Raw genomic sequence first — 22761 nt, 5'->3', positions numbered from 1 at the left:
TCCCTGATTTGGCCTTTATCTAGGGAGCGATGATCACAAACTGGGTAGCCGCGGTGATAGAGCCAACACGCGTAGGCGGCGTTCTCGTATTTAGAACACGCTGCCAGAGGGTCTAGGATTTGTGGTCGGCAATGCTTTGACGAACGAAGCCCAGCAGGGTCTCTGCGGCCTTCGACAACGGCCGGGTGCGCAGGGTCATCACGTCGATGGTTGTTTTCACCAGCAACGGATCGTCGATCTTGCGGGCAACGAGGCAGCCACCCGCCAATTCGCGGAAAAGCGCCTCGGGCGGCAACACCGTCAGGGCGTCGGTTGACATCACCATCGTTTTGAGAACGTCGAGAGAGTTGGCTTCAAGAAACGGCCGCGCGACAACTCCCGCCTTTGCGGCGGCACGTTCGATCACGGAGCGGATGCCAAAGCTGCGATCGGGGAGAATGTGCGCCGACGCCAAGACATGCTCCAACCGGAGGCCGCCAGCCTGCTGCGCCAGCCCATGGCTCGGTTTCATGACGGCCTGAAGCGGCTGCGGCCAGCGCATCCGCAAGAGGAGCTCGTTGCGCAATGGAGGATCAAGCGCGATCCCGATGTCTGCTTCCTCCTTCAGGAGCGTTTCTGACACTTGGTGTGTCCCGAGGATGCGCACCTCGAGGTCCACTCCGGGAAATTTGGCGCGAAATGCCGAGATGCACTCAGGCAGGATACGTCCCTGTGTCGCCTCCACCGTCGCGAGCACGACGCGGCCGCGGCGCAAGCTGCTAAGATCGTCGATCGCGGATTTCAGCCTGTCGAGATCGCGCTTGGCGGACTGCACATAGTTGGCGACAAGCTTGCCTTGCTCCGTTGCTTCGATGCCTGTTCGACTTCGCACCAGGAGTGCTGCACCAAACCGATGCTCGAGCACCTGAATCTGGCGGCTGATCGCGCTTGGCGCGATCTGAAGGCGATCTGCCGCCAGTCGTATGGATCCGCAGTCCACGACTTCCATGAAGTATCGGAGCGCCGGATCCAGCATGCCGTCAAAGCACGACTTTGGTGTGTTGTTCGCCCAACCCGTCGATCCCGCAGCGCAGCAGATCGCCCGGCCGAAGATAATCCGGCTCGGACTTGTTGTAGGCCACTCCGCTAGGCGTGCCGGTCAGGATCACATCACCCGGCATGAGGCGCATGAATTCGCTGAGGTGGGCAATGATCTGAGGGACCGTGAAGATCATTTGCGCCAGAACGGTATCCTGACGAACCACGTCGTTCTTGCGAAGCCAGATGCGTCGACCTCCCAGATCAGTCAACTCGTCCGGAGTGACCAACCAAGGACCGAGCGGCGCGAAAGTGTCGGCGCTTTTAGCTTTGCTCCACTGACCGCCTCTTTCGAATTGCCACTTTCGCTCGGTAACGTCGTTTGCGACGGCCAGCCCTGCAACGCCAACTATTGCGTCATCTTCCCTGGCGTCGATGGTCGATCGGCCGATGACGCAAGCGAGTTCTACCTCCCAATCGACGGCATTCGCCGTCTTCGGAATCCTGATGGGATCGGTAGGCCCGCAAATCGCGGTCGGCGACTTGAAGAAAACGAGTGGCTCGCTCGGCAACTCGAAGCCTGTCTCGGCCGCATGGTCCGCATAGTTTAGTCCCACACAGACGATCTTGCCGGGTGTGGGCACCGGCGACCCCAGCCGAACGTCGGCCGGTACGATCGGCTGAGCCGCGATGTCGATCGAGGACAATTCGGTGAGCCGCGCGGGATCAAGCGCCTCGCCGGTCCAGTCGGAAATGCGAGCCGAGACATCTCGAATCCGGCCCTCCTGATCGACGACGCCAGGCTTCTCCTGCCCCGGTTCACCAAAGCGCACGAGCTTCATGATCTACCCGCCGTGCTCACGGCCGCCGAGCGACAAGATCGATCTCGACACGCGCACTCAGCGCCAGCCCTACGACCTGCACTGTCGTACGCGCCGGAAACGGCGCAGTGAATGTCTTCCCATAGATCGCGTTCATTGCTGCGAAGTCGTTTACGTCGGCGAGATAGACCTGAGCCTTGATGACGTGCTCGAATCCGAGGCCAGCCGCCGCCAGGACACGCCTGATGTTCTCGAACGCTTGGCGAGTTTCAGCTTCGATGCCGCCGGCGACCAACGCTCCGCTCACCGGATCTTGTCCAACCTGGCCCGACGCATAGAGCAGATCGCCAGCCCAAACGCCTTGTGCGAATGGTCCGACAGGTGGCGTAAGGTCCGGCGCGGTAACGGTCGTTCTCGTCATTTCAGGTTCCTCCGTACGGGTGGCGCGGCCTCATTCACCCTGGAGCCTGCCCGTCGGTTTACACAAAGCATGAACCGATCTATCCTTATTGTCGGATATTGACTCGCACCCATGACCGCCCTTCGATTTGAAAGTCCACTCGACAGAGCGACCTTTCGCAGCTCGCGGATGTTTGGTGGTATCGATGTCATGTCGGCGAGATTCGTGCGGCATAGCTTCGCACCGCATTCTCACGATGAACTGATGATCGGCGTCATGCATGCCGGTGTGAAGTCGTTCCGGTGTGGGAACACACGGGAAACTGCCGCGCCGGGAAACCTGGTAGTGGTCAATCCCGGCGAGATGCATACTGGAGAACGCAAGCAAGGCCGCGAGTTGGTTTACGCCGCGCTCTATGTGTCGGAGAGCGCCCTCGCGGCGATGCTGCCCCGCTCGCGCGCTGATTGGTTTGTCATTAGACAGACGGTCATAGACGATCGCGACATTTGGCCGTGCCTTGACGCGGCGCAAAGGCTTGCCATCGCCGGCGACGACGCAGCGGCAACTGAAGAAGCGATGACCTGCGGCGTTTCATTACTGTTCGAGCGTTTTGGCACCAGTAAGCTCGTCCATTCCGAAGCAGATTGTCCGAGGGCGGTCGACCGAGCGGTAGAGTTCTTGCAGGCGCGCGCCTGTGACCATATCAGTCTAGAGGACGCGTCGAAGGCGTCTGGCGTTGGTTCGTTTCATCTTATACGGCTTTTCCAGAAGCACGTCGGCTTGACGCCATACGCCTACCTGACCCAAGTCCGAATTGAGAAATCGCGAAAGCTCCTGCGGCTCGGCGAGCCGGTGGCGCAGGTCGCGCTGGACGTCGGCTTTGCCGACCAGGCGCATTTCACGAAGCGCTTCAAGCAGCTCACCGGTACGACGCCGGCGCTTTATGCGCGGTCGATGCAATAGCCGGCATTAAGCCGCATCAGCGAGGCTCGTAGATCTTGCGTTCGTTCGGCCACAGGCTTCAGTACGACTACACGGAAGCCGCGGAATGGCTTGGCCAAACGATGATCGGGCAGCAGTCCGATTTTTCCGCCCCAGTATCCAAATCTACGACGCGCGGCTCGTCGAGCTATGCCGATCGGTATGTGTCCGCTATGATGTGAGGGGTGCAAAGGAACTGGCGGAGAGAGTGGAAGTCGAACCTACGAGCCAGGCCGTTCAGCGGTCGGGATCGCAAGCCAGGCCAACCGCACCAGTTTCGCACCAGAAACGACCCCTCCAAGAGTGATAAACGCGGCCAAACATCGAAAAAAATGCTGAAAAATCAACGGCTGCATCCCTTGTCCTGCCGCTCATAACGGTCTGGTTGCAGGTTCGAGTCCTGCCGGGCCCACCAAGAGGATCACTATCTTACTAAAGGCCACTGCCGCACCCGCTACGTGCACTTTTCGTTCGTGAGCAGGTTCGCACACCACGATCATTTGACGGCGTCAGACAGATAGCTGATTTGGCACTCGAGATTTCCGCATGCCGCTCACTGCGAGAAAATCGCAGTGACGTTTTCGCCCAACGGATAGTCCGTTTGGGCCATGATCCTTTGGTTACGGAGGGTGCAGACTTCGAGCCGTCAGGATTTAGCATCATCTTCCTGGGCCTGGAGCTAATGGCCGCCCGCACGCATTTTGAGCGGGTCCCGCTGTGCTGACGAACCAACGGCCCGTTGCAGCATCCCGCTCCCGCGCACCGAGGGCCGGGCCGTCATGGACAGACAAGCGATACCCATCGGTGAACAAATCACCACCATCGTCTTGCTGGTGATCTTCGCGCTCGTGATTTGGTACGGCGCCAAGATCTGAGACTCGGGCGCGTGTTTATTCACGGGGTTCGCATTCGCGCCCGGCTGGCCATATCGAGCAGCGCTTCATTCAAAGATGCCTTGGTGACGATGGGTATACTACGCTGGCTTTCCCACTTCGAAGTCACCACGGTTGTGTCTCGACCTTTCCGTCTCGGCACTGACGCCGAGACATCGCCCTATTTCGGTCCCAGCCGATTAGGACTGGGGAGTCTGGATCTGGAAGTCTGGAATCGCCGCTCACGAGGCTAACCACCCGCCTTCCAGCAATTCGGCGCGCTGCTGTCTCTGTGCCTCACGTTCGGCTTCGGGACCAAAAATGCCCCGCCCGGGTAGCCACCGCAACAAAAACACCAAGGCGGGTAATGGCGCCATTTCAGACGGTTATCTAATGTATACCATTGAATTCGCTCAAGATATCCCTCCTACCGGGATCGCCGCGTCATTGCCAAAGCAAAGCATCGAAAGCTAAGAGAGCTAGTGACCGGTCCGTTGCCGCGCGTTCGCGCCGCCTCATGCGCACGGCTCGGCCAGGGCGCTTCATGTGCACGTCAACATGAAAACACCGAGCCTCGCTCAAGCACCACATCTGCTCGGCGTGTGAGTGACAAGTCATTGCCTGTGGTCGCGTTCTTTCCGGATCACGGACGGACCCAAGGTTTGACGATCATTGTGAGCCACCCCACAGCTCGCATGCCACCAAAGTGATAAAAGGCATTTTAGACATAAAGGCATAGTGTCGAGCAATTGGACAAGACCGCTGACGGTCTCCGGGCGGTCCGCGAGCTGCTGGTTTGTTGATTTTCTCTCCAAGACAGGGTTCCATTCCGGCTCCATTGAGCCGAGGTCGTGCAATGCCTGCCGGAGCTGTCGCAAGGGAGCAAGCCGCCCACACGCCAAAATGGGTGAATGCACGCCTCCAGTCTCAGGACTGGTCAAACAACCCTCGCGCGGAAGCCCGGACCGCGGCAGTACTGCTTATCGACATTGCAGGCTTCACGGCGAAGACCGACCGCGCTGCCGGCGACGGCGCCGAAAGCCTTACCTACTTCATCAACGATTGCTTTGCGATACTGGCCGACGTGATCGATTCAGAGGGAGGCGACATCGTCGCTTTCGCCGGCGACGCCATTCTCGCGATTTGGGTCGATCCGGACGCTGCAGTCGCTACCGCGCAGGCCGTTCGCTGCGGCCTTGCGCTGCGACAGGCCATGACCGGCGGGCCGGGCCGAGAAGCGATCAATGCGCGTACGGCAGTAGAAACCGGCGAAGTGTTCTTCTGCAGGCTCGGCGGTTGGCAGGACAAATGGCACTACGTTGCGGCCGGCGCCCCCTTTTACAGCATCGGCCTCGCTTATCAGAAGGCCGAGATCGGCGACATCGCGTTGTGTGCAAACGCCGCGCGGCTGTTGGCGGGCTCGTGCGAACTCGAACCCATGCCCTATGGGGCGCGGCTCCTTGGAATGAACTCGCCTGATGCCGTGGCACCGATAAACGGCACTATCTTCGGAAGCCACACGGACAAGGCCGACGCCAGCGACTGGGTCGGCGAGTTTCGCACGCTCACAGTGGCGCGGGTCGGCCTTCCCGATTTCATTTTCGATGATGATTTCTTGACGAGACTGCAGGCCTTCGTCGTTGACGTCCAGCAAATCGCCGAACGGCTCGAGGGAACCGTTCATCAGGTCCTGATGGACGACAAGGGCCTGACTCTCACGCTCGTCTTCGGATTGGCTCCGCTTGCCCACGAAGACGATCCCTTTAGGGCCGTCGAGGCGTGTCTGCGCCTCCGCCGCCAGCTGGAAGCGAAGGCCATTCCCATTTCCGTTGGCCTGGCGACGGGCCGCCTGTTCTGCAGCAATTATGGCGGCCTCCATCAGAGGACGTTCGGGATTTTTGGGCAGGCGATCAATGTGGCCGCGCATTTCGCCGAGGCCGCACAGGGCGACATCGTCTGCGACGCCACGACGGCCCAAGCCGTCGGGCGCAGGATCGTGTTCAACCTGCTGCCACATCTCCAGGTCAAGGGGACGGGCGCATCGATGTTGGCGTTCAGCCCGGCGGCAGTGTCCGACGATTTCCATGCTCCGCCCCGGCGCACCATCGTCGACCGCGTCAGCGAAGCCGCGATGCTCAGGAGCTGTCTCGACGGTCTGAAGACGGGAACCGGTAAGCTCGTCCTCATTGCAGGTGAAGCCGGCATCGGAAAGTCGCGCCTGCTCGAAGACTTCATCGGATCGGCGCAGGCCGACAATCACGCCGTCCTGATCGCAAATGCCACGGCCATCGAAAGATCGACGCCCTATTTCGTGTGGCGCGCCGTATTGCGGCAGATCTTGCAGTTTGAAGGACCGGGCGACGGACTGCGGGTTCGACGCGAATTATCGGAAGCGCTGCTTGAAAACGAGCAGCTGCTGAATTGGCTTCCGCTGCTCGAAGAAGTCATTCCACTGGGATTTTCCGAATTCGCCTTCACCGAACAGATCGTCGGCTCGGCTCGCGCGAGCGCGATCGAAGAACTCGTGATCTTCATCCTACGCCGATCGAGTGTTCGCATCCTCCTGATGGAGGACGTCCACTGGTTCGACGGCCCCTCGATCGAACTGCTCGGCGCCGTCGCGCGCCGGCTTTCTGACTTCCTGATCGTGGTTACCCAGCGGACCCAGACGACAACGATCGCAGAGCAGCGCCTTGCCGTCGAACTCGCCTCGTCGCTGCAGCTGCGGCTCGACCGGCTGTCGCGCGACGACGTGCGGCTGCTGGTGAAGCGGCGCCTGAGATCGTCCGAGGTTCCGCCAGAATTGGTGCGATATGTCTACGGTCATGCCAGCGGAAATCCGTTCTTCAGCGAGGAGCTCGCGCTCGCGCTCAGGGATACCGGGAAGATTCAGGTCACGCGGGGGATTTGTTCGTTCGATGAAAAGAGCCTCGCCGAGTCCAGCATCTCGCTCTCGACCAGCGTTGAACGCGCAATCGTCAGCCGGATCGACCTGCTATCGCTCGACGACCAGCTGGTGCTCAAGGCCGCCAGTGCAGTCGGCGACGCCTTCTCCTCCGAGTTGCTGGATCAGATCGTCCCGGAGTTGTCCGCCGCCACCAAGGCGGAATGCATCCGCCGACTGATCGACTTCGACTTCCTGCAACTCGATCGCGAGACGAAGCCACTGTCCTTTGTGTTTAGGCACTCCATAACGATGGAGGTTGCCTATCATGTCTTGTCTGTTGCGCAGCGAAGGACCCTCCATCGGCGGATTGCCGGCTTCATCGAGCAGCATCACGCCGAGGAGCTGCAACCGAATTATGCGCGCCTGGCAAGGCATCTCGAGCTTGGCGGTGAGCCGTTGCGGGCGATCACCTACCTCGAACTTGCAGCGCAACAGTCGCGCAACAACTCGGCAAATCGCGAAGCGATCCGTTACGTGGAGAAACTATTCGATCTCACGCAGCGCGAAGCAATCCAGATCGGAAGCAGCCGCAAGGCGGCTTGGGAGGTCATCCTCGGCGATGCCTGTCACGAATTGTCGGACTACGAGAGCTCGGCCAACCACTATCAACGCGCGATGGAGTTGCTTGGTCATCGTCTCCCGGCGAGCAAGACCGAACGAATCGGCGCGCTTGTTCGCAACGCCGCAACCCAGTTGAGGTTACGATTTGCTTCGTCGAAACAAGTGGACCTGGCTGAGCAGGACAGGTCCGACATGCAGCGCGTCGCTCATATGCACGAATTTCTGTCGGAGCAGTATTTTTACCAGAACGACTCGCTGGCCGTGCTCAACGGAACCCTGGCTTCGTTAAACCTGGCCGAAAAATGCGGTGCGACCCCAGAGACGATTCGAGGATACAGCGCACTGGCCCTCGGAATGGGGATGTCCGGCATGGTGGGGATTGGCCGCACCTACGGAGCGCGCGCGATCCAATTGGCGGAAGATTACGGCTCGCTGCCAGAGATCGCGCGGGTCCGACTCGTCCTCGGCGTTCTCTCTTATGGCCTCGCCGAATGGGACAATGCCGAGGCGCATGGCGAACATGCAAGACGTTGTTACGAGCGCTTGGGAGACCGAAAGCGTGCGCAGAACAGCGAGACGATGTTGATCTTCATCGCGCTGTTGCGGGGACATATTTCGCTCGCCGACGAGCGGCTTGCCAGGTTGTTCGCGGAACTCTCCGACGATTCCCCGCCGCAGATCCGCGCTTGGAGTCTTTCCCTGCGGGCGTTGATCGACATCACCCGGGGCGGAGCCGATAACGGATGCCTCGACAAACTGAGAGCGCTGGCGGGCCAGCGGTTGATCCGCACGGAACAATTGCTTTGCACGGGCGTGGCCGCGGCCGGCTATCTCGAGCGCGGCGAGGTCGCGGTCGCCCTTGAGCTTGCGGAACGGGGACTTCCAATCTTGCGCGAATGCGGCGTTGTGTGGGGCGGATATGCCTTCGGACCGGCAGGAATCGCCGATGTCTTACTGAGCCATTGGGAGCGAGCTTCCGGCTCGGTCTCTTCGAACATTCAAAGCCAGGCGAAGCTGGCGTGCCGGGAGCTTTCCCGGCTCGCTCGAACATCGCCGATCTGCCGTCTCTACAGTCTGTTAATGAACGGCCGATTGCGCCTCCTGACCGGTCAACCGGCGCGGGCGCTCGAGAATTGGAAGCGCGCCGCCAAAATGGCCGAGCTGCTGCAAACTCCCCGCGAGCAGGCGCAGGCGATCTATCGAACCGGCCTTGCGATCAGCGCGAGCGATCCTGAGCGTGAGTCTCGCCTGCGGCAAGCGGCTGACATCTTTGAACGCCTCGGCGCCGCCAAGGAGCTCGCCGAACTGAAACATGTCCATCCATCGCTGTCGTCGCAATGGAGGCAGACTTGAGTCAACGCCGCATCATCATCGTAGGCGGCGGAATGGCGGGACTATCCGCCGCCTATCAGCTCAGCCTTACTCCGGAATTGCGCAAGCAATATCACGTCACGGTCTATCAGCTGGGATGGCGGCTCGGAGGCAAGTGCGCCAGCGGGCGCGATGCGCAGGGCCGCAACATCGAGCATGGCCTGCATATCTGGTTCGGCCACTATCTGAACGCCTTCCAGATGTTGGAGGAGGTTTACCAAAATTTGCCGCGGGAAGGAGCGACAGTCGGATTGAACACCTTGATTCTCCCACAGGGTTACACGCCGATCGGCGATCCCGATGGGGCCAAGCCGAGCGTGTATGACGTCAGTTTTCCGACATCGAAGAAAGTCGGTATACCCGGCAGAGAACCGGCTGACCTCAGCATCGCCAATTGTCTGTCGCACGCGATAGGCCTGTTGATCGCCTTCCACGATTATGCGCTCGGGTCAGACTCGCCGATCGTCAAGCTCGACGAAGTTTCGATCGAAACGATCAAATTGCGCGACGATCCGCAGTTTCCACCCTCAAGACTACTCGGTGTGGTGACGGCAAGAACCTGTCTGGAGATTGCCTCGACGTGGCTGTCGCATCTCGACGAAGACATGATCTCGTTTGGTCCCGCAGACATGGAATTAGTCCGGCGGGTGCTTCAGGGCGCCGCCGGCGCTAGTGGTCATACGACCTTTGCGAATACCGCAGCCGGCCACTTGTTCAACCAGGCCTTGCAACTAGCGTGGCCGCTGGTGGACGGCATTTTCGACGACATCGTGATCGAGCAACGATCCATCCAGCAGATGGACGGTGAGGACTTTCGCCGCTGGTTGGTTCGTCATGGCGCCGAACCCACACTGGTCAAGCAGTCGCCAATGGTGAGAGCGCTCTACGACACGATGTTTCAGTATCCGGACGGAGACGTCGCCAACGCGAGCTACGGCGCGGGAACCGCAGTGCAGGTCCTGCTTCGAGCACTCGGAACCTATCAAGGAGCCGTGGCGTGGGAGCTGCAGGCCGGTGCAGGCGAAGTGATCGTCGCTCCCCTGTTCGAGATACTCAAGCAGCGAGACGTCGAGTTTCGGTTCTTTCACAAACTGACCGATATCAGGGTCTCGTCGGATGGGCGATCTGTCGATTCACTGCACTTTGACGTGCAGGCGATACCGAAGTCCGGCTATGAATGGACAGTGCCGATTGGCCATGGACTGTTCGGCTGGAGCAGCCAACCCGACTGGCTTCACCTCGACGTCCCCCCGAACGGCTGCGTTGATTTTGAATCGTTCTGGTGCAACGAGCGGGTCGACACCGACGTAAAGACACGAATCGACGATTTCGACGATGTCGTCCTGGCGATACCGCTCGGCGCTTTCAAGAAGTTCACGGGTAACAAGAGTGTCGAGCGACCGCCCGGACCCGGCCTATCCAGCATTGAAGCAAAGCACGAGCCGTTCGACGACCTTTACAACTACAGCACCGACTTCTGGAATATGGCGGCAAAGCTTCGCCTGGTGCCCAGCATCGCAGTTCAGCTCTGGAGCACGCGCTCGCTTGCCGGCCTCGGCTGGTCCGGACAAAAGCCGGCGCTGGTGTCGGGCCCCAATCCTCTCGACATCTGGGCGGACATGTCTCAACTCCTGCGATATGAGCGCCGCGACCCTCCCTACTCGCTTCACTACCTCTGTGACGTCTTTCCTTCGAAATTGTACGCAGCGCCGCGGACAAGCCGGCATGTCCAGGAGATGGCAAATCTGCTGGCCTATCTCAAGACGTTGGATTGGCTCGAGCACAAGGCCAAATTCATCTGGCCGAAGGTCATGACGAACGGTGCGTTTGACTGGACCGTGCTCTACGACGACCAGAATCGCAACGACTATCGCCGGATCAGGGCGCAGCACGTCAAAGCCAATATCAGTCCCTGGGACTGCTGTGTCGCGACGGCGGCCGGCACCAGCGCCTGGCGCCTGAAGACCGACGAGTCCGGCTTCAAGCACCTGTACCTCGCCGGAACCTGGATCGACACCGGCTTCAACACCGAATGCGTTGAAACAGCCGTCATCTCGGGAATGCAGGCGGCGCGCGCGATCACCGGCGCAGAGCTCGAAATTCCCGGCGAGCGTTTTCTTCACGCTACCCGACAATATCTGTCTCTCTGTGATGTTATGCGCAGCTGCGCGCCCGCTCCCGCTGAATGAGGATTGGCTGCATGGCGCGCAGAAAGATTGCAATCCTGGGAGGCGGTGTCGCGGCGCTCAGCGCGGCGTTCGAGCTGACGGAGCAGGATCCCCTGCATCAACTGTTCGACATCACCGTCTACACGATCGGCTGGCGGCTCGGCGGCAAGGGAGCGGTCGGCCGCGACAAGGAAAAAGGGTATCGCGCCGAAGAACACGGACTTCATGTCTGGACCGGTTTTTACGATAACGCATTCGAACTGGTCGACCGGCTTTATGCCGCGATGGACGATCTCGACCTCAGCCCGCCGTTCGGATCACGCGAGAACGCCTTCGAGGGCCTCGATCGATCCGTGCTCATGGAGCCGTTCAATTCCGGTTGGGCTTCATGGACTATCGACATTCCATCCCATGAAGGAATTCCGGGCACACCGCGTCCCGCATTCTCGCTCGTCGATTTTCTGCGCTCACTACTCGAATGCTCGGTGCAGCAGAGCCAGTCGATCGCTGGCTTCACGGACCAATGGCCGGAGGGGACCCAGCACTCCGCTGTGGCGGCCGGAGCAACCGACGGTCCTTTCAGAACGGCGCGGGCGAAGGTCGATATCCTGCCGCAGGATCCCAGGGCGGTCAGCCCGCGTGACGCCGCCGAACTCCAGACGATACTAAGGCATGCTCGGATTCAGCTCTGCGGCAAGCCGGCGTCGGCCGCCAAGTCTCGCGACCCGCGCGAGATCGTGGCGGAGGTCGCGCTGACGATCGCGATCGGCATGTTGAGCGACGGCGTGCTGTGGCAGGGCTTCGACTGCATCGACCATCACGAGTGGACCGGTTGGATGAGGTCGAACGGTTGCTCGGATTCGGCGCTGGATTCCGCCATCGTCCGTGGCTGCTATGATTATGTGTTCGGGTTCTTCGGTAGCCACACGGATGAACGCGGGAATGTCATTCCCTGCAGGAATGTGGCGGCTGGCACCGGCACCCGCATCCTATTGAAGCTGCTCTTCACATATCGCGGGTCGTTCTTCTACCTTCTCAAGGCGACCATGGGCGAGCTGCTGTTCGCTCCGCTCTACCAGGTTCTCACGAAACGCCACGTCAAGTTCGAATTCTTTACCAAGGTCGAGCACATCGGACTGTCTCAAGACAAAGCTTCGATCGAATTCATCGACACCACCGTTCAGGCGACCACCCACTCCGGCAATTCCTACGATCCGCTGATCTGGATCGGCGCAGATGGCACAATCCCGAGCTGGCCTTCCCATCCAGACTACTGCCAGCTGGTCCAAGGGCAGGATCTGCGAGACCAAAGAATAGACCTGGAATCGGCGTGGACGAAGTGGCCCGGCGTCGGCCCTCCCCGGAAGCTGCTGCGAGGGAGGGACTTCGACGACGTCGTGCTCGGCATCGGCATCGGCGCATTCGGCACGATATGCAAGGACCTGATCTGCCACACGCCCGGCTGGCGAGAGATGGTCGATGCCATCAAGACGACGGCGACGGTAGCCTTTCAAGCATGGACGATCGTCGGCATGCGGGAGCTCGGTTGCAACCAGGATCGAACGGCTCTTTCGGGATTCGTATTGCCGCTCGATACCTGGGCCGACCTGAGCCTGATGTTGCCGCTGGAAAAATGGCCTAAACCGCCTCCCAAGGGGTTGGCATATTTCGTTGGCTCCCTGGTCGACGATCCCGCGGATCGGCCGCCCCCGTTCTGCGAACACAGCTATCCGGCCAGGATGCTCGCGCGGCAGAGGCGAAGGATGCTGCACTGGGTCGAGAACAACCTTCGCTTCTTGTGGCCCGGAATTGAAGGCCCCGGCCATGCCATTCGTTGGGAGCGATTCTTCGACTATCGTGCTCATTGCCCCCCGACGCGAAGGCGGTTCTTCGCGCAATATCCGCGGGTGAACATCAATCCCTCGGACCGATATGTGCTATCAGTTCCCGGCAGCGTCTTCAAACGCATGGAGGCCGGCAATTCGGGGGTCGACAATCTCTTTCTCGCCGGCGACTGGGTTCGTACCGGTATTAATGCGGGTTGTATTGAAGCATCGGTCATGGCGGGCCGCTCTGCGGCAGCCGCAATTGCAGGAGTACATATTGCCATGCCAAACGCCAACGACTTCGACGACGTTTCGCTGCCAACCGCCTTGTTGCCGGCATTGGACCTGCTGCGCAAGCTTGCCACAAACGCCGTCGCCGGTACCGGCGAAATCGAGGCGTTCTGCGTCGTCCAACAACGGTCGCGCTGCGAACTCGAGAAAATGCTACCCGATGGGCTGACACTCCTCGAACCTCCAGCGCCCCACAGCACGATCAAGACAGCGCATTACGGCGCGTCGTCCGATGCAGAGAGCAACACGGAAACGACACCGGAGAATATCCCCGAGCCACCGCATCATGTCGTCCTGATCTTTGCCCGGCAACGCAACGTGCGTCCGGGACCACTACCCTTCGGCGGCGCGCACTACCTGGAAATCGCCCAGCTGATTCCCGACGTTATCCATAAGAACGCACCTTCATTGCAGAACGTCCTGTTCAGCTACATGCCGCACTTGTTCGTGAGCTCGCTGGCAGCCACGTTGATCGGCCAGAATCTTTACGGCTTCAACAAACAGGTCGCACGAATCCAGGATGATAATGACTCCTTCTCCATGCGAAGCTCATCCGGCACCATAAGAACCTGGTTCGAGCGCGACGGCGTGCCCGGTGGCATCGACAGCTATCTCGTCATCAAGCAAATCCGCGACAAACTGGATCAGCCTCTGGTCGGCGTCCAGCCGGATGGCAATTTCATCTACTCGATGCTGAAATACGGTCTTGGCGGCGCGGTCGTCCAACCCATCAAAGGCAAGATCGCGCTATCCTCGCCTTTCTCCCATAAGGCAGAGGAGATCGAACTCGCACCGATCTCAAAGCCGCCGCAAAAGGACGACTCTTGGGGATTCCGGTTCATCGCGCCTTGGACGCTCAGCCTGCCCTTCAACTTCCCGGCCGGGCGGCCGAGTTCGAGCGCAAGAAATCTGGCGAGGGCCACCGGCGAGTACAGCACGGCATTGCTGGGCCGTATCTTGGTACGACGCTGACGGCCTGGAAGCCTGGCGTCACTAATTCGCTCAATGGTCGCCAAGGCACCGCACTCGTACGAAGCTCAGCCTCATCTTAGGGAGGCTGCTTCGGAGTAGGGCAGCGCAGGATGATGCCGCGCGACACGTTATCGCGCGAGCCGTTACCATTTCAATACGCGCGCGCGAAGTCGCCCTCCTGTTTGATATCGGTGAATACAGGAAAGCGCGCCTTCCACGGCGTGCCCTTGGCCGTCGTCAGCTTGTTGAGCCGCTCAAGCACGCCGAGGCCATCCTTGCGCAGGCTCGCCGAAACCGCCGTAAGATCCGGGAAATTCTTCAGGACGGCATCGAGCCAGATGGTGCGGCCCGCCAGGAAACCGCCCGCGCCCGCGGCATAGGCGAAGTCGAGGACACGTTCGAATTTTTCCGGCGCGGCGCCGCCCGACAGCAAGACCCAGGGAATGCTTCGCTCACGGCAGATCTCGCCGATCGCATCGAACTCCTTCTGCGCGGCTTTGGCTTCGGAGCTGCCGTCACGGGCCGGCAGGCTGTTTGCCGCGAGAGGGCTCTCAAGCTTCAGGAGATCGACGCCGTATTCGGGCTTGGCAAACTCGCGCACGCTGTCGATGACCAAGCCCGGGAGCTTGCCAGGCGATTCCACGTAATCGGCGGTATGATTGGCACTACCAAGGAACGGATAGACCAGCAGTTCAAGAACATAGGGAACGTCGTGGCGGGCGCACTCCTCGCCAATCTCGCGCACGAAGCGCTTCTGATGCTGGTTTACCGCGGTGTCCGCATCCGGCCGATACCAGGCCAGCACCTTGACGGCGTCGCCGCCCATGGCGCGAATCTTCTCCACACTCCAGTTGGCGATCGCGCGCGACTTGCGACCGCCCGGGGTCTCTTCGACGCGATGCTCCTCCAGCGTCATGATCAGACCGCAGCGCGGCGGCAACAGATCAATCGCGGCGGGCACGGCAAAATTCGGGTCGAACAGCATCGAGCTGCAATGCGGCGCAAGGTTCTCCACGAGGAGCCGCTTGGCCGCGGTGACGTCGGAATATTCGACCTGATCCCGCGCGATTCCCTTCGCCTTCGCAATGGCATCGAACAGCGGCGGCCGCTGATCCAGCGCAACCATGCGAAAGTGGCCTTCCGCGTCGGCAAGGCGGCCCAGCCCGCGGTTCTTTCCAATCGTCCTCATGGCTTCGTCCTCATGAATGCTAGACACTCGTTGATGGTAGGGATTCCGTTGCGGCCACCGGCGTGGCGACATTTCATCGCGGCCGTGGCTGCAGAAAACGCCATGGCGTTGCGCACTTCGAGACCGGCGCCAATCGCCAGCGCATAGGCGCCGTGGAAGACGTCGCCTGCGCCTGTGGTATCGACGACATCGACCGCATAGGCGGCATACCGGTGCACCTGGCCATTCTCGTACCAGTTCACACCGTCCTCGCCGCGTGTGACGGCAACGACACGGCAGCCGAAACGCGCGAGCGCTGCGAGAGATTCGTCTTTGGCAGATCCGGCGAAAGAAGCGAGCGCGGGCTCGGAGAAGATCGCGTGGTCGGTCAGGGGCAGCAGTCGCTCGAATACCTCGGCATCAGCCATGTCGCCGTCGAGCACCGTCGGAATGCCGAGCGCACGCGCCTCGCGAAACAGCGTCGCGGCGCCCTCCACCCAGCGCGGATCGGCCAACACCGAGGATGCGCGAGCGACGGCTTCAAGCGGAAGCCAATCGGCCGCTTCCGGAAAGAGACCACGGAAGTTCACGATCTGCCGCTCGCCCGAACTGTCGACAATGATCCCCGAGACCGATGAGCGGCCATCGGGAAACAGCCGGAAATTCTCGACGTCGACACCTTCGGCCGCAAAAGCCGACCGCATCTCGTGCCCGGCGGCATCGTTCCCTGCCCGCCCCCAGAACGCGACGGAGGCACCGAGCCGCGCGACCGCGACCGCGGCATTGGCGGCCATTCCGCCGCCAAGGGTACCGTAGTCGATGGCCCTTATCTTCTCGCTGTTGCCCGCAAAGAGCCGATCGACGCGCCAGACCTGATCGAGCGCGGATAGCCCAAGGCAGATCACCTGGACACGCCTGGCTCCGGACGCCACATCCGCGAGCGCCGAAAGATCTTCGATATTCGCCGATTCGCTCACCGCAAGACCTGCCCGTTCGCTGCATCGAACAAATGCGTCTTGCCCGGCTGCGGCCGCAAACTGAGGCGATCGCCGAGCTTCGGTCGCAACGCTGGATCGACCCTTGCGATCGCGGAGACGCCGGCGAGATCGAAATGAATCAGGGTGTCCGAGCCGAGCGGCTCGACCAGCTTGACGTTGATGGCAACGCTATCGGCCGTATCAGTTGCCGCGACGAAATGCTCGGGACGAACGCCGAGGATCGCGCTGCCGGCCCGGCGCAGGTGGCTTGCGGTCTCGCCATCCAGCGGCACCGCCTCTGCGCCTTGCGAAAGGATCGCGCGCTCCCCACGCCATTCGACCGGGAAGAAGTTCATGGCGGGCGAGCCGATGAAGCCAGCGACGAACTGGTTGGCCGGCCGCTCGTAGACCGTCTCCGGCGTGTCGTATTGCTGGATCGTCCCGCCTTGAAGCACCACGATCCGGTCGGCCATCGTCATGGCCTCGATCTGGTCATGGGTCACGAAAACCATGGTGGTCTTGAGCTCCTGCGATAGCGCCTTGATCTCGGCCCGCACTTGCCCGCGCAGTTTTGCGTCGAGGTTGGACAACGGCTCGTCGAACAGGAACGCCTTGGGATTGCGCACAATCGCACGGCCCATGGCGACGCGCTGGCGCTGTCCGCCGGAGAGCTCCTTCGGCTTGCGATCGAGATAGGGTTCGATGTGCAGGAGCGCGGCGGCACGCTTCACGCGCGCATCGATCTCCGCCTTCGGCGTTCCCCGCAACTCCAATGCGAACGACATGTTGTCGTAGACGCGCATGTGCGGATAGAGCGCGTAGTCCTGGAACACCATCGCAATGTCGCGCTGTGCAGCTTGCACGCCGTTGACGCGCTTGTCGCCGATGTAGAGGTCCCCGGACGTGATCGGCTCGAGACCCGCGATGATTCGTAGCAGTGTGGACTTGCCACATCCGGATGGCCCCACAAAGACGACGAATTCATGGTCCGCGATCTCCAGATTGAGATCGGGGATCACGGTGAAATTGCCGTAGCGCTTGAGGAGGTTGCGGATCGAGATCGAGGCCATGATCGCTTAATCCAGCGCCAGTACCGGCTTGATCAGCTCGCCCTTGGCAAAGCGGGCGAAATTCTCAGGCAGAGCCGACAAGCCGAACTCGGCGTCGACGAGGACGCGGTATTCGTCCTTGAACCTGCGCAGCAGCTCGACGTTCGGCTCGAAATCCGAGACCGGGAAGTAGAAGGTCCGGATCATGTAGAAGTCCTTGCGGCGGAACACCTTGCCTTCCTCGATGGTCCAGGGCGCGGCGTTCTCGCCGACCAGCACCAGCGCACCGCGCGGCAGGACAAGCTCGATGCCGAGATTGCGCGCCGCGTGCGCACCGGAGCATTCCATGATGAGAGCGAAGCGCTGCGATGTGTCGCCTACGGGATGCGCCTTCGCACCGAAGGATTGCGCGATCTTCAACCGCGTCGCATTGGGGTCGGCGACGTGGATGTCGTTGTAGCCGAGCGCGCGGAGCGCCAGCACGACGCCGAGACCGACTGGCCCGGCGCCCATGACAAGAACAGGTCCGGCCTCACCCGGCGGCGCCACGCGGCTGACGAAGCGGACGGCGTGGCCCGACGTGCCGATGGTGTCGAGCAGCAGCGGCGCGAGGCTGTCCTCGATATCGTCAGGCACCGGCAGCAAACAGTTTTCCGGCACCGGAACATATTCGGCATAGCCGCCCGGCCGGTTCCAGCCGATCAGGCTGGAGACCTCCAGGCACATCTGGGTGTCGCCGCGCTTGCAGGCGGCGCAGTGGCCGCAATGCAAGGGAATATAGACGGCACAGCGGCGACCATGCAGCCGGTGACCGGGCTGCTCGACGACGCCGAAGATTTCGTGTCCGGCAGTGAACTCTGCGCCCTTGTGCCAGAGCTTGAAGTCCGAACCACACAGCGCTGTGCGCGAAACGCGCACGAGCACTTCACCCGTGCCGACGTCGGGCATTGCCACGCGCTCGATGGTGATGCGGTCATCGCCGTGGAAGACCGCGGCCTGCATGATCGAATTCGGACGGGGTGACACGTTCATCAGATACCTAACCTTTCACCGCGCCGAGCGTCAGTCCGGACACCAGCCAGCGCTGCACCAGGGCAGCCAGCACCAGCGGCGGCAGCGCGATCAGCGTCGCCGCGGCCATGAGGGCGCCCCATTGCGTCGAGCCTTCGCCGATGAAGTTGAAGGCCGCCGCGATCAGCGTCTTGGTGTCGCCGTTGGAGAGCACCAGCGCAAACAGGAAGTAGTTCCACGAGAAGACGAAGGCGAGGATCGCCGAGACGGCGACGCCGGACGCCACCAGCGGCAGCGCGATGCGCCAGAGGATGCGCGTGACGCTGCACCCGTCGACCTGCGCCGCCTCGAAGACGCTGCGCGGGATGCCGTCGAAGGATGGCAGCAGCACCCAGATCACGATCGGCAGCGTGATGACCGCGTGGCTCAGGATCAGCGCGGTGTAGGAGCCGATCATGCCGATTTGCCGGAACATGACGTACCACGGCAGCAGGAACAGCGTGCCCGGCGCCATGCGCGCGGCGAGCGTCAGGATCGCGGGCCACGAGATCCGTGTCCAGGACACGGCGAAAGCGGCGGGAATGCCGAACAGTAGGCCGAGCGCTGTCGAGCCGACGGTGACGATGAGGCTGTTGAGCGCATAGCTGAGGAACGGCGTGGTCTTCGTCAGCTCGACATAATTGTCGAGCGTTGGCGTGAAGATCAGCGTCGGCGGATAGGCCGTCACCTCGAACGACGGCTTGAACGAGGACAGCACCATCCAGACGGTCGGGGCCATGATGAGCACGCCGGCCAGCACGAGCTGCGCGGTGTTGAGCCAGCGGATCCAGCGGTCGGTGTTGGCGGCATCCGTCATGACATCACCACGCCACGGCGCCGCGCAGGCGGTTGAAGGCGAGTACGGCGCCGAACACGATCGCCGTCAGCGTCAGCATCAGGGCGCTGGCATAGCCGATGTTGAAGAACTCGAAACCCACCCGGAAGCCGTAGATGTTGAGCGTGTTCGAGGCGTTGCCGGGGCCGCCCTGGGTTGTGATGTAGATGATGTCGAAGAAACGCAGGAGATCGACGCTGCGCAGGATGGCCGCGGTGACGATGGTCGGCAACAGCAGCGGCAGGGTGATGCGCTGGAAGGTCTTGAACGGCGAAGCCCCGTCGATCTGTGCCGCCTCGTAGACGCTCGGCGGCAGGGATTGCAGGCCGCCCAGCACGATCAGGGCGACGTATGGCGTCCACTGCCAGCTGTCGACCAGAGCGACGGTCGGAATGACCCAGGTCGGCGACGCCAGCCAGTCCGACGGCGGCAGGCCGAACGACTGGAGGATGTAATTGGCCGCCCCGAGCGAGGGATCGAGAATCACGAGCCACATCATGCCCGCCACCACCGGCGGCATCATGAACGGTGAGATGAACAGCGAACGCACGATTCCCGGCAGACGCTTGGCGTGAAACAACACCAGAGCCAGCCACACGCCGAAGACGAGCTGGAGCACCAACGACAGCACATAGAGCGCTATGGTGACCCAGAGCCCGTGCCAAAACTCGTAGTCGGAGATCAGCTTTGAGTAATTGGCGAGACCCGCGAAGGACTGCTTGCCGGTCGAGGAGAAATTCTGGAAGCCGAGCCAGATCGTATAGACGACCGGAAACGCGATCATCGCGACCGTGAAGAGCACGGCCGGCGCCGAGAGCGCCGACATCTCCAGCCTCTGCCGATCCTGCGTCAGTGTCGCAGCCGTATCCGACATGCGTCCATGTCCTTCATCGAATGAGATGCCGACCGGCGCGAAGCGGGCCGGCATCGGACCGTTACTTCTGCGCGATCAGCGCATCGAGCGCCTTGTCCGCGTCGGCACAGGCCTGATCGACGCTCTTCTGCTTCAGGATCAGATCTTGAACCGCCTGACCGATGAACTCGCGCGATTCCGGATTGGCAATGATGGGATAGCCGACTTCCGATGAACCCTTGGTCGCAAGCACGTCGAGTGCGCCCTGCCATTCCTTGCGCACCGGCTCCTCGTCGATCCATTTGCGGTACTCAGGATCCTTGGCGACCGACGGCCGCGGCGGGGCAATGCCCTGCAGCGCCATCTTCTTCTGCACCTCGGGGCTGGTCGCCCACTGCACGAAGTACCAGGCCGCGTCCGGCTGTTTGCTGTGCGAGGACACCGCCATGCCCCAGCCGATCGTGGTCGGCACCTGGCCGGCCTCGCCCGCCGGGAACGGCAACAGGCCGGTGTCTTTAAGCCGCGCGCCGCCCTCCATCACAGTGCGCAACTCATTCGAGGATTCGAACGCCATTGCGGCGCGGCCGCTGCGGTAGAGCGCCGAAATCTGCTGGAAGCTGTAGTTGACCACACCCGGTGGACCGAAGTCGCGCAGCAGCCGGCTGTAGGTATCGAGTGCTTCCTTGCCCTTCGCCGAGCAGAGGTTCGACTTGCCGCCCGCGATGTAGCTGCCTCCGATGTTGTGCAGCATGTTGCTGAAGGTGTAGGCGACCGCGGGCTTGAGGCCACGCGAGACGAAGGGCGTGATTGCGCTGTCGCAGGTCTTGATCTTCCCGGCGGCCGCCTCGACATCCTTGATGGTCTTTGGCACCTCAACGCCGCACTTCTTGAAGATGTCGGTACGATAATAGAAGATCGGACCTTCGATGTTCATCGGCATGCTGGTCAGCTTGCCGCCGAAGGTCGCGGCCTTGAGCAGGGCCTGGCTCAAGCCGGCCGGGTCGTATTCCCTGGCCACCTCGTTCTTGGCCATCGCAGTGAGATCGCCGTACCAGCCGGCCGCGGCGAACTGCTCGCCCTCGCGCGAAGGCAAAGTCATGAACACGTCGACCTCGTCGCTGTTCGCGTTCATGACGGTAACCAGACGCTGGCGCATCTGCTGTTCCTGATAGCCATCGACCTTCAGGGTCATGCCGGTCAGCTTCTCGAAATCGGCCTTGTAGGTCAGCAGCGCCTGCGCGACCGGATTGTTGTTGGCGAGAAAGGTGACGGTCCTGCCCTTGAACTTCATCCAGTCGAAATCGGCCGCATGAGCCTGCGCGCTGACGGCGACAATCGCGAGAACGGGCAACGCGACGTGCGTCGCGAGCATCCTGGCCTTCATCGAACTCTCCTCCCGGCTGGCCGCCTTAAGCTGGCGGGCCATTTTGAACGCGACTTGAAAACGGTTACAATCTAGACTTCCGCTCAGTCGTGTCAAGCAGTGGACAAACTACATATTCTGCGGCAAATTTACATGATTACCGCTACCACGCGGTTTGCCCCATCGAATGTAACGTTACATTGATGCGATTGACCAACGCCAAATCCGTGAAGCAGGGCATCCGCGCCGTCGCAGCCCGCGCCGGCGTCTCCACGGCGTCGGTGTCGCGCGCACTCAACAATCCCGATGCGGTAAGCCCTTCCTTGCGGGCGCGCATCGAACAGGCCATCGATGCGCTCGGCTACATTCCGCATGCGCCGGCGCGCATCCTGTCGTCACGGCGCTCGCGCACGCTCGGCGCGATCGTTCCGACAATCGACAACACGATGTTCGCGCGCGGCATCGCCTCACTCCAGCAGTATCTCTCCTCGGTCGGATACATGCTGTTTCTCACCACGAGCGGCTACGATCTCGACGTCGAATTGCAGCAAGCGCGCAATTTGATCAGCCGCGGCGTCGATGGACTTGTGCTGCGCGGTGATTGCCATCACGAGGGCCTGCGCAAGTTGCTTGCGGACAATGCGGTTCCCTTCATCAATGTCGGCATCTACCAGCCTGATCGACCCCACCCTTGCGTCGGAACCAACAACGAAGCGGCCGCCCATCGCGCCGCCGCCCACGTCATCGAGCTTGGCCACCGCCGCATCGGTATCGTCTCGGCGCTCCAGCGCAACAACGACCGCGCCAGCGCTCGCGTCGCCGGCTTTCGCCGCGCGCTCACCGAGAACGGCCTGGAGCTTCCGCCGCAATGGCATGTCGAGGTACCCTACACGCTGGACGACGCGCGCGAAGCGGCCCGCTATCTCCTCAACCTGAAGGATCGTCCGACCGCCGTCGTCTGCGGCAACGATGTGATCGCCTACGGCGTGTTGCTCGAGGCGGAGCGCGATGGATTTTCGGTACCGCGCGACCTGTCCGTGGTCGGCTTCGACGATCTCGACTGGAGCCGCCATTTGCGGCCGAGCCTGACCACGATCCACGTACCGACCGGAGAAACTTGGCAGCGCGCCGGGGAATATCTGGTGCGCAGCCTCGCCGGCGAGCAGACCATCATGCATCGCGAGATCGACTTCTCCCTGGTGGTCCGCGAATCGACGGCTCCCCCTCTCAAATCCTGAA

The 22761-nt window shown here is 61.5% G+C and carries 15 protein-coding genes; 5 read left to right on the top strand and 10 right to left on the bottom strand.

The features are described from left to right. Positions 1-112: 112 nt before the first annotated feature. From E2I15_RS00715 to E2I15_RS00705, 3 genes are read right to left on the bottom strand one after another with little or no spacing between them, the layout of a single operon-like run. Entirely contained in the window at positions 113-1015 is a 903-nt protein-coding gene (locus E2I15_RS00715; protein ID WP_137483343.1) for a LysR family transcriptional regulator, read from the bottom strand. A gap of 4 nt (positions 1016-1019) precedes the next feature. Further along, positions 1020-1859, bottom strand: coding sequence for a fumarylacetoacetate hydrolase family protein (locus E2I15_RS00710; protein ID WP_137483342.1), 840 nt, complete (start codon positions 1857-1859; stop codon positions 1020-1022). A gap of 16 nt (positions 1860-1875) precedes the next feature. Further along, positions 1876-2259 (bottom strand): RidA family protein, encoded by a 384-nt coding sequence (locus tag E2I15_RS00705; protein WP_137483341.1) that lies wholly within the window; start codon positions 2257-2259, stop codon positions 1876-1878. Between the two features lie 111 nt (positions 2260-2370). Between E2I15_RS00705 and E2I15_RS00700 the strand changes: the two genes are divergently transcribed. The 4 genes from E2I15_RS00700 to E2I15_RS00685 all read left to right on the top strand — a co-directional run bounded on the left by E2I15_RS00700 (position 2371) and on the right by E2I15_RS00685 (position 14227). Further along, positions 2371-3201 (top strand): AraC family transcriptional regulator, encoded by an 831-nt coding sequence (locus E2I15_RS00700; protein WP_137483340.1) that lies wholly within the window; start codon positions 2371-2373, stop codon positions 3199-3201. Positions 3202-4947: 1746 nt separating this feature from the next. Continuing rightward, complete coding sequence (locus E2I15_RS00695; protein ID WP_137483339.1) at positions 4948-8952, top strand: AAA family ATPase; 4005 nt, start codon at positions 4948-4950, stop codon at positions 8950-8952. Continuing rightward, entirely contained in the window at positions 8949-11159 is a 2211-nt protein-coding gene (locus E2I15_RS00690; RefSeq protein ID WP_170991791.1) for an NAD(P)-binding protein, read from the top strand. Before E2I15_RS00695 ends, E2I15_RS00690 begins: the two co-directional genes overlap by 4 nt. 11 nt (positions 11160-11170) lie before the next feature. Beyond that, on the top strand, positions 11171-14227 hold the full coding sequence (locus E2I15_RS00685) for an NAD(P)-binding protein (protein WP_210241916.1): 3057 nt from the start codon (positions 11171-11173) through the stop codon (positions 14225-14227). Between the two features lie 151 nt (positions 14228-14378). Here E2I15_RS00685 and E2I15_RS00680 read toward each other — a convergent pair whose 3' ends face one another. The 7 genes from E2I15_RS00680 to E2I15_RS00650 all read right to left on the bottom strand — a co-directional run bounded on the left by E2I15_RS00680 (position 14379) and on the right by E2I15_RS00650 (position 21543). After that, complete coding sequence (locus E2I15_RS00680) at positions 14379-15416, bottom strand: tagatose 1,6-diphosphate aldolase (protein ID WP_137483336.1); 1038 nt, start codon at positions 15414-15416, stop codon at positions 14379-14381. Continuing rightward, on the bottom strand, positions 15413-16372 hold the full coding sequence (locus tag E2I15_RS00675; RefSeq protein ID WP_137483335.1) for a sugar kinase: 960 nt from the start codon (positions 16370-16372) through the stop codon (positions 15413-15415). Before E2I15_RS00675 ends, E2I15_RS00680 begins: the two co-directional genes overlap by 4 nt. Beyond that, positions 16369-17442 (bottom strand): ABC transporter ATP-binding protein, encoded by a 1074-nt coding sequence (locus E2I15_RS00670; RefSeq protein ID WP_137483334.1) that lies wholly within the window; start codon positions 17440-17442, stop codon positions 16369-16371. Before E2I15_RS00670 ends, E2I15_RS00675 begins: the two co-directional genes overlap by 4 nt. Before the next feature lie 6 nt (positions 17443-17448). After that, a complete protein-coding gene (locus E2I15_RS00665) occupies positions 17449-18453 on the bottom strand; it encodes a zinc-dependent alcohol dehydrogenase family protein (protein WP_137483333.1) in 1005 nt (334 codons plus the stop codon). A gap of 7 nt (positions 18454-18460) precedes the next feature. Further along, positions 18461-19288 (bottom strand): carbohydrate ABC transporter permease, encoded by an 828-nt coding sequence (locus tag E2I15_RS00660; protein WP_137483332.1) that lies wholly within the window; start codon positions 19286-19288, stop codon positions 18461-18463. A gap of 4 nt (positions 19289-19292) precedes the next feature. Continuing rightward, positions 19293-20180, bottom strand: a complete 888-nt coding sequence (locus E2I15_RS00655) for a carbohydrate ABC transporter permease (protein ID WP_137483331.1) — start codon at positions 20178-20180, stop codon at positions 19293-19295. A gap of 61 nt (positions 20181-20241) precedes the next feature. Continuing rightward, positions 20242-21543, bottom strand: coding sequence for an ABC transporter substrate-binding protein (locus E2I15_RS00650; RefSeq protein ID WP_170991790.1), 1302 nt, complete (start codon positions 21541-21543; stop codon positions 20242-20244). A gap of 182 nt (positions 21544-21725) precedes the next feature. Here E2I15_RS00650 and E2I15_RS00645 point away from each other — a divergent pair, with 182 nt between their 5' ends. Next, a complete protein-coding gene (locus tag E2I15_RS00645) occupies positions 21726-22760 on the top strand; it encodes a LacI family DNA-binding transcriptional regulator (RefSeq protein ID WP_057021071.1) in 1035 nt (344 codons plus the stop codon). Position 22761 lies beyond the last annotated feature (1 nt).

Origin of the sequence: Bradyrhizobium sp. BR2003, from assembly GCF_009720285.1 — a bacterium.
Lineage (GTDB): Bacteria > Pseudomonadota > Alphaproteobacteria > Rhizobiales > Xanthobacteraceae > Bradyrhizobium > Bradyrhizobium elkanii.
This window is presented reverse-complemented; position numbering and strand designations above follow the sequence as displayed.

What these genes read in the sequence shown, in the direction of transcription:
- E2I15_RS00715 (WP_137483343.1), bottom strand. Translation starts at nt 1,015, where the DNA reads ATGCTGGATCCGGCGCTCCGATACTTCATGGAAGTCGTGGACTGCGGA.
- E2I15_RS00710 (WP_137483342.1), bottom strand. Translation starts at nt 1,859, where the DNA reads ATGAAGCTCGTGCGCTTTGGTGAACCGGGGCAGGAGAAGCCTGGCGTC.
- E2I15_RS00705 (WP_137483341.1), bottom strand. Translation starts at nt 2,259, where the DNA reads ATGACGAGAACGACCGTTACCGCGCCGGACCTTACGCCACCTGTCGGA.
- E2I15_RS00700 (WP_137483340.1), top strand. Translation starts at nt 2,371, where the DNA reads ATGACCGCCCTTCGATTTGAAAGTCCACTCGACAGAGCGACCTTTCGC.
- E2I15_RS00695 (WP_137483339.1), top strand. Translation starts at nt 4,948, where the DNA reads ATGCCTGCCGGAGCTGTCGCAAGGGAGCAAGCCGCCCACACGCCAAAA.
- E2I15_RS00685 (WP_210241916.1), top strand. Translation starts at nt 11,171, where the DNA reads ATGGCGCGCAGAAAGATTGCAATCCTGGGAGGCGGTGTCGCGGCGCTC.
- E2I15_RS00680 (WP_137483336.1), bottom strand. Translation starts at nt 15,416, where the DNA reads ATGAGGACGATTGGAAAGAACCGCGGGCTGGGCCGCCTTGCCGACGCG.
- E2I15_RS00670 (WP_137483334.1), bottom strand. Translation starts at nt 17,442, where the DNA reads ATGGCCTCGATCTCGATCCGCAACCTCCTCAAGCGCTACGGCAATTTC.
- E2I15_RS00665 (WP_137483333.1), bottom strand. Translation starts at nt 18,453, where the DNA reads ATGAACGTGTCACCCCGTCCGAATTCGATCATGCAGGCCGCGGTCTTC.
- E2I15_RS00660 (WP_137483332.1), bottom strand. Translation starts at nt 19,288, where the DNA reads ATGACGGATGCCGCCAACACCGACCGCTGGATCCGCTGGCTCAACACC.
- E2I15_RS00655 (WP_137483331.1), bottom strand. Translation starts at nt 20,180, where the DNA reads ATGTCGGATACGGCTGCGACACTGACGCAGGATCGGCAGAGGCTGGAG.
- E2I15_RS00650 (WP_170991790.1), bottom strand. Translation starts at nt 21,543, where the DNA reads ATGAAGGCCAGGATGCTCGCGACGCACGTCGCGTTGCCCGTTCTCGCG.
- E2I15_RS00645 (WP_057021071.1), top strand. Translation starts at nt 21,726, where the DNA reads ATGCGATTGACCAACGCCAAATCCGTGAAGCAGGGCATCCGCGCCGTC.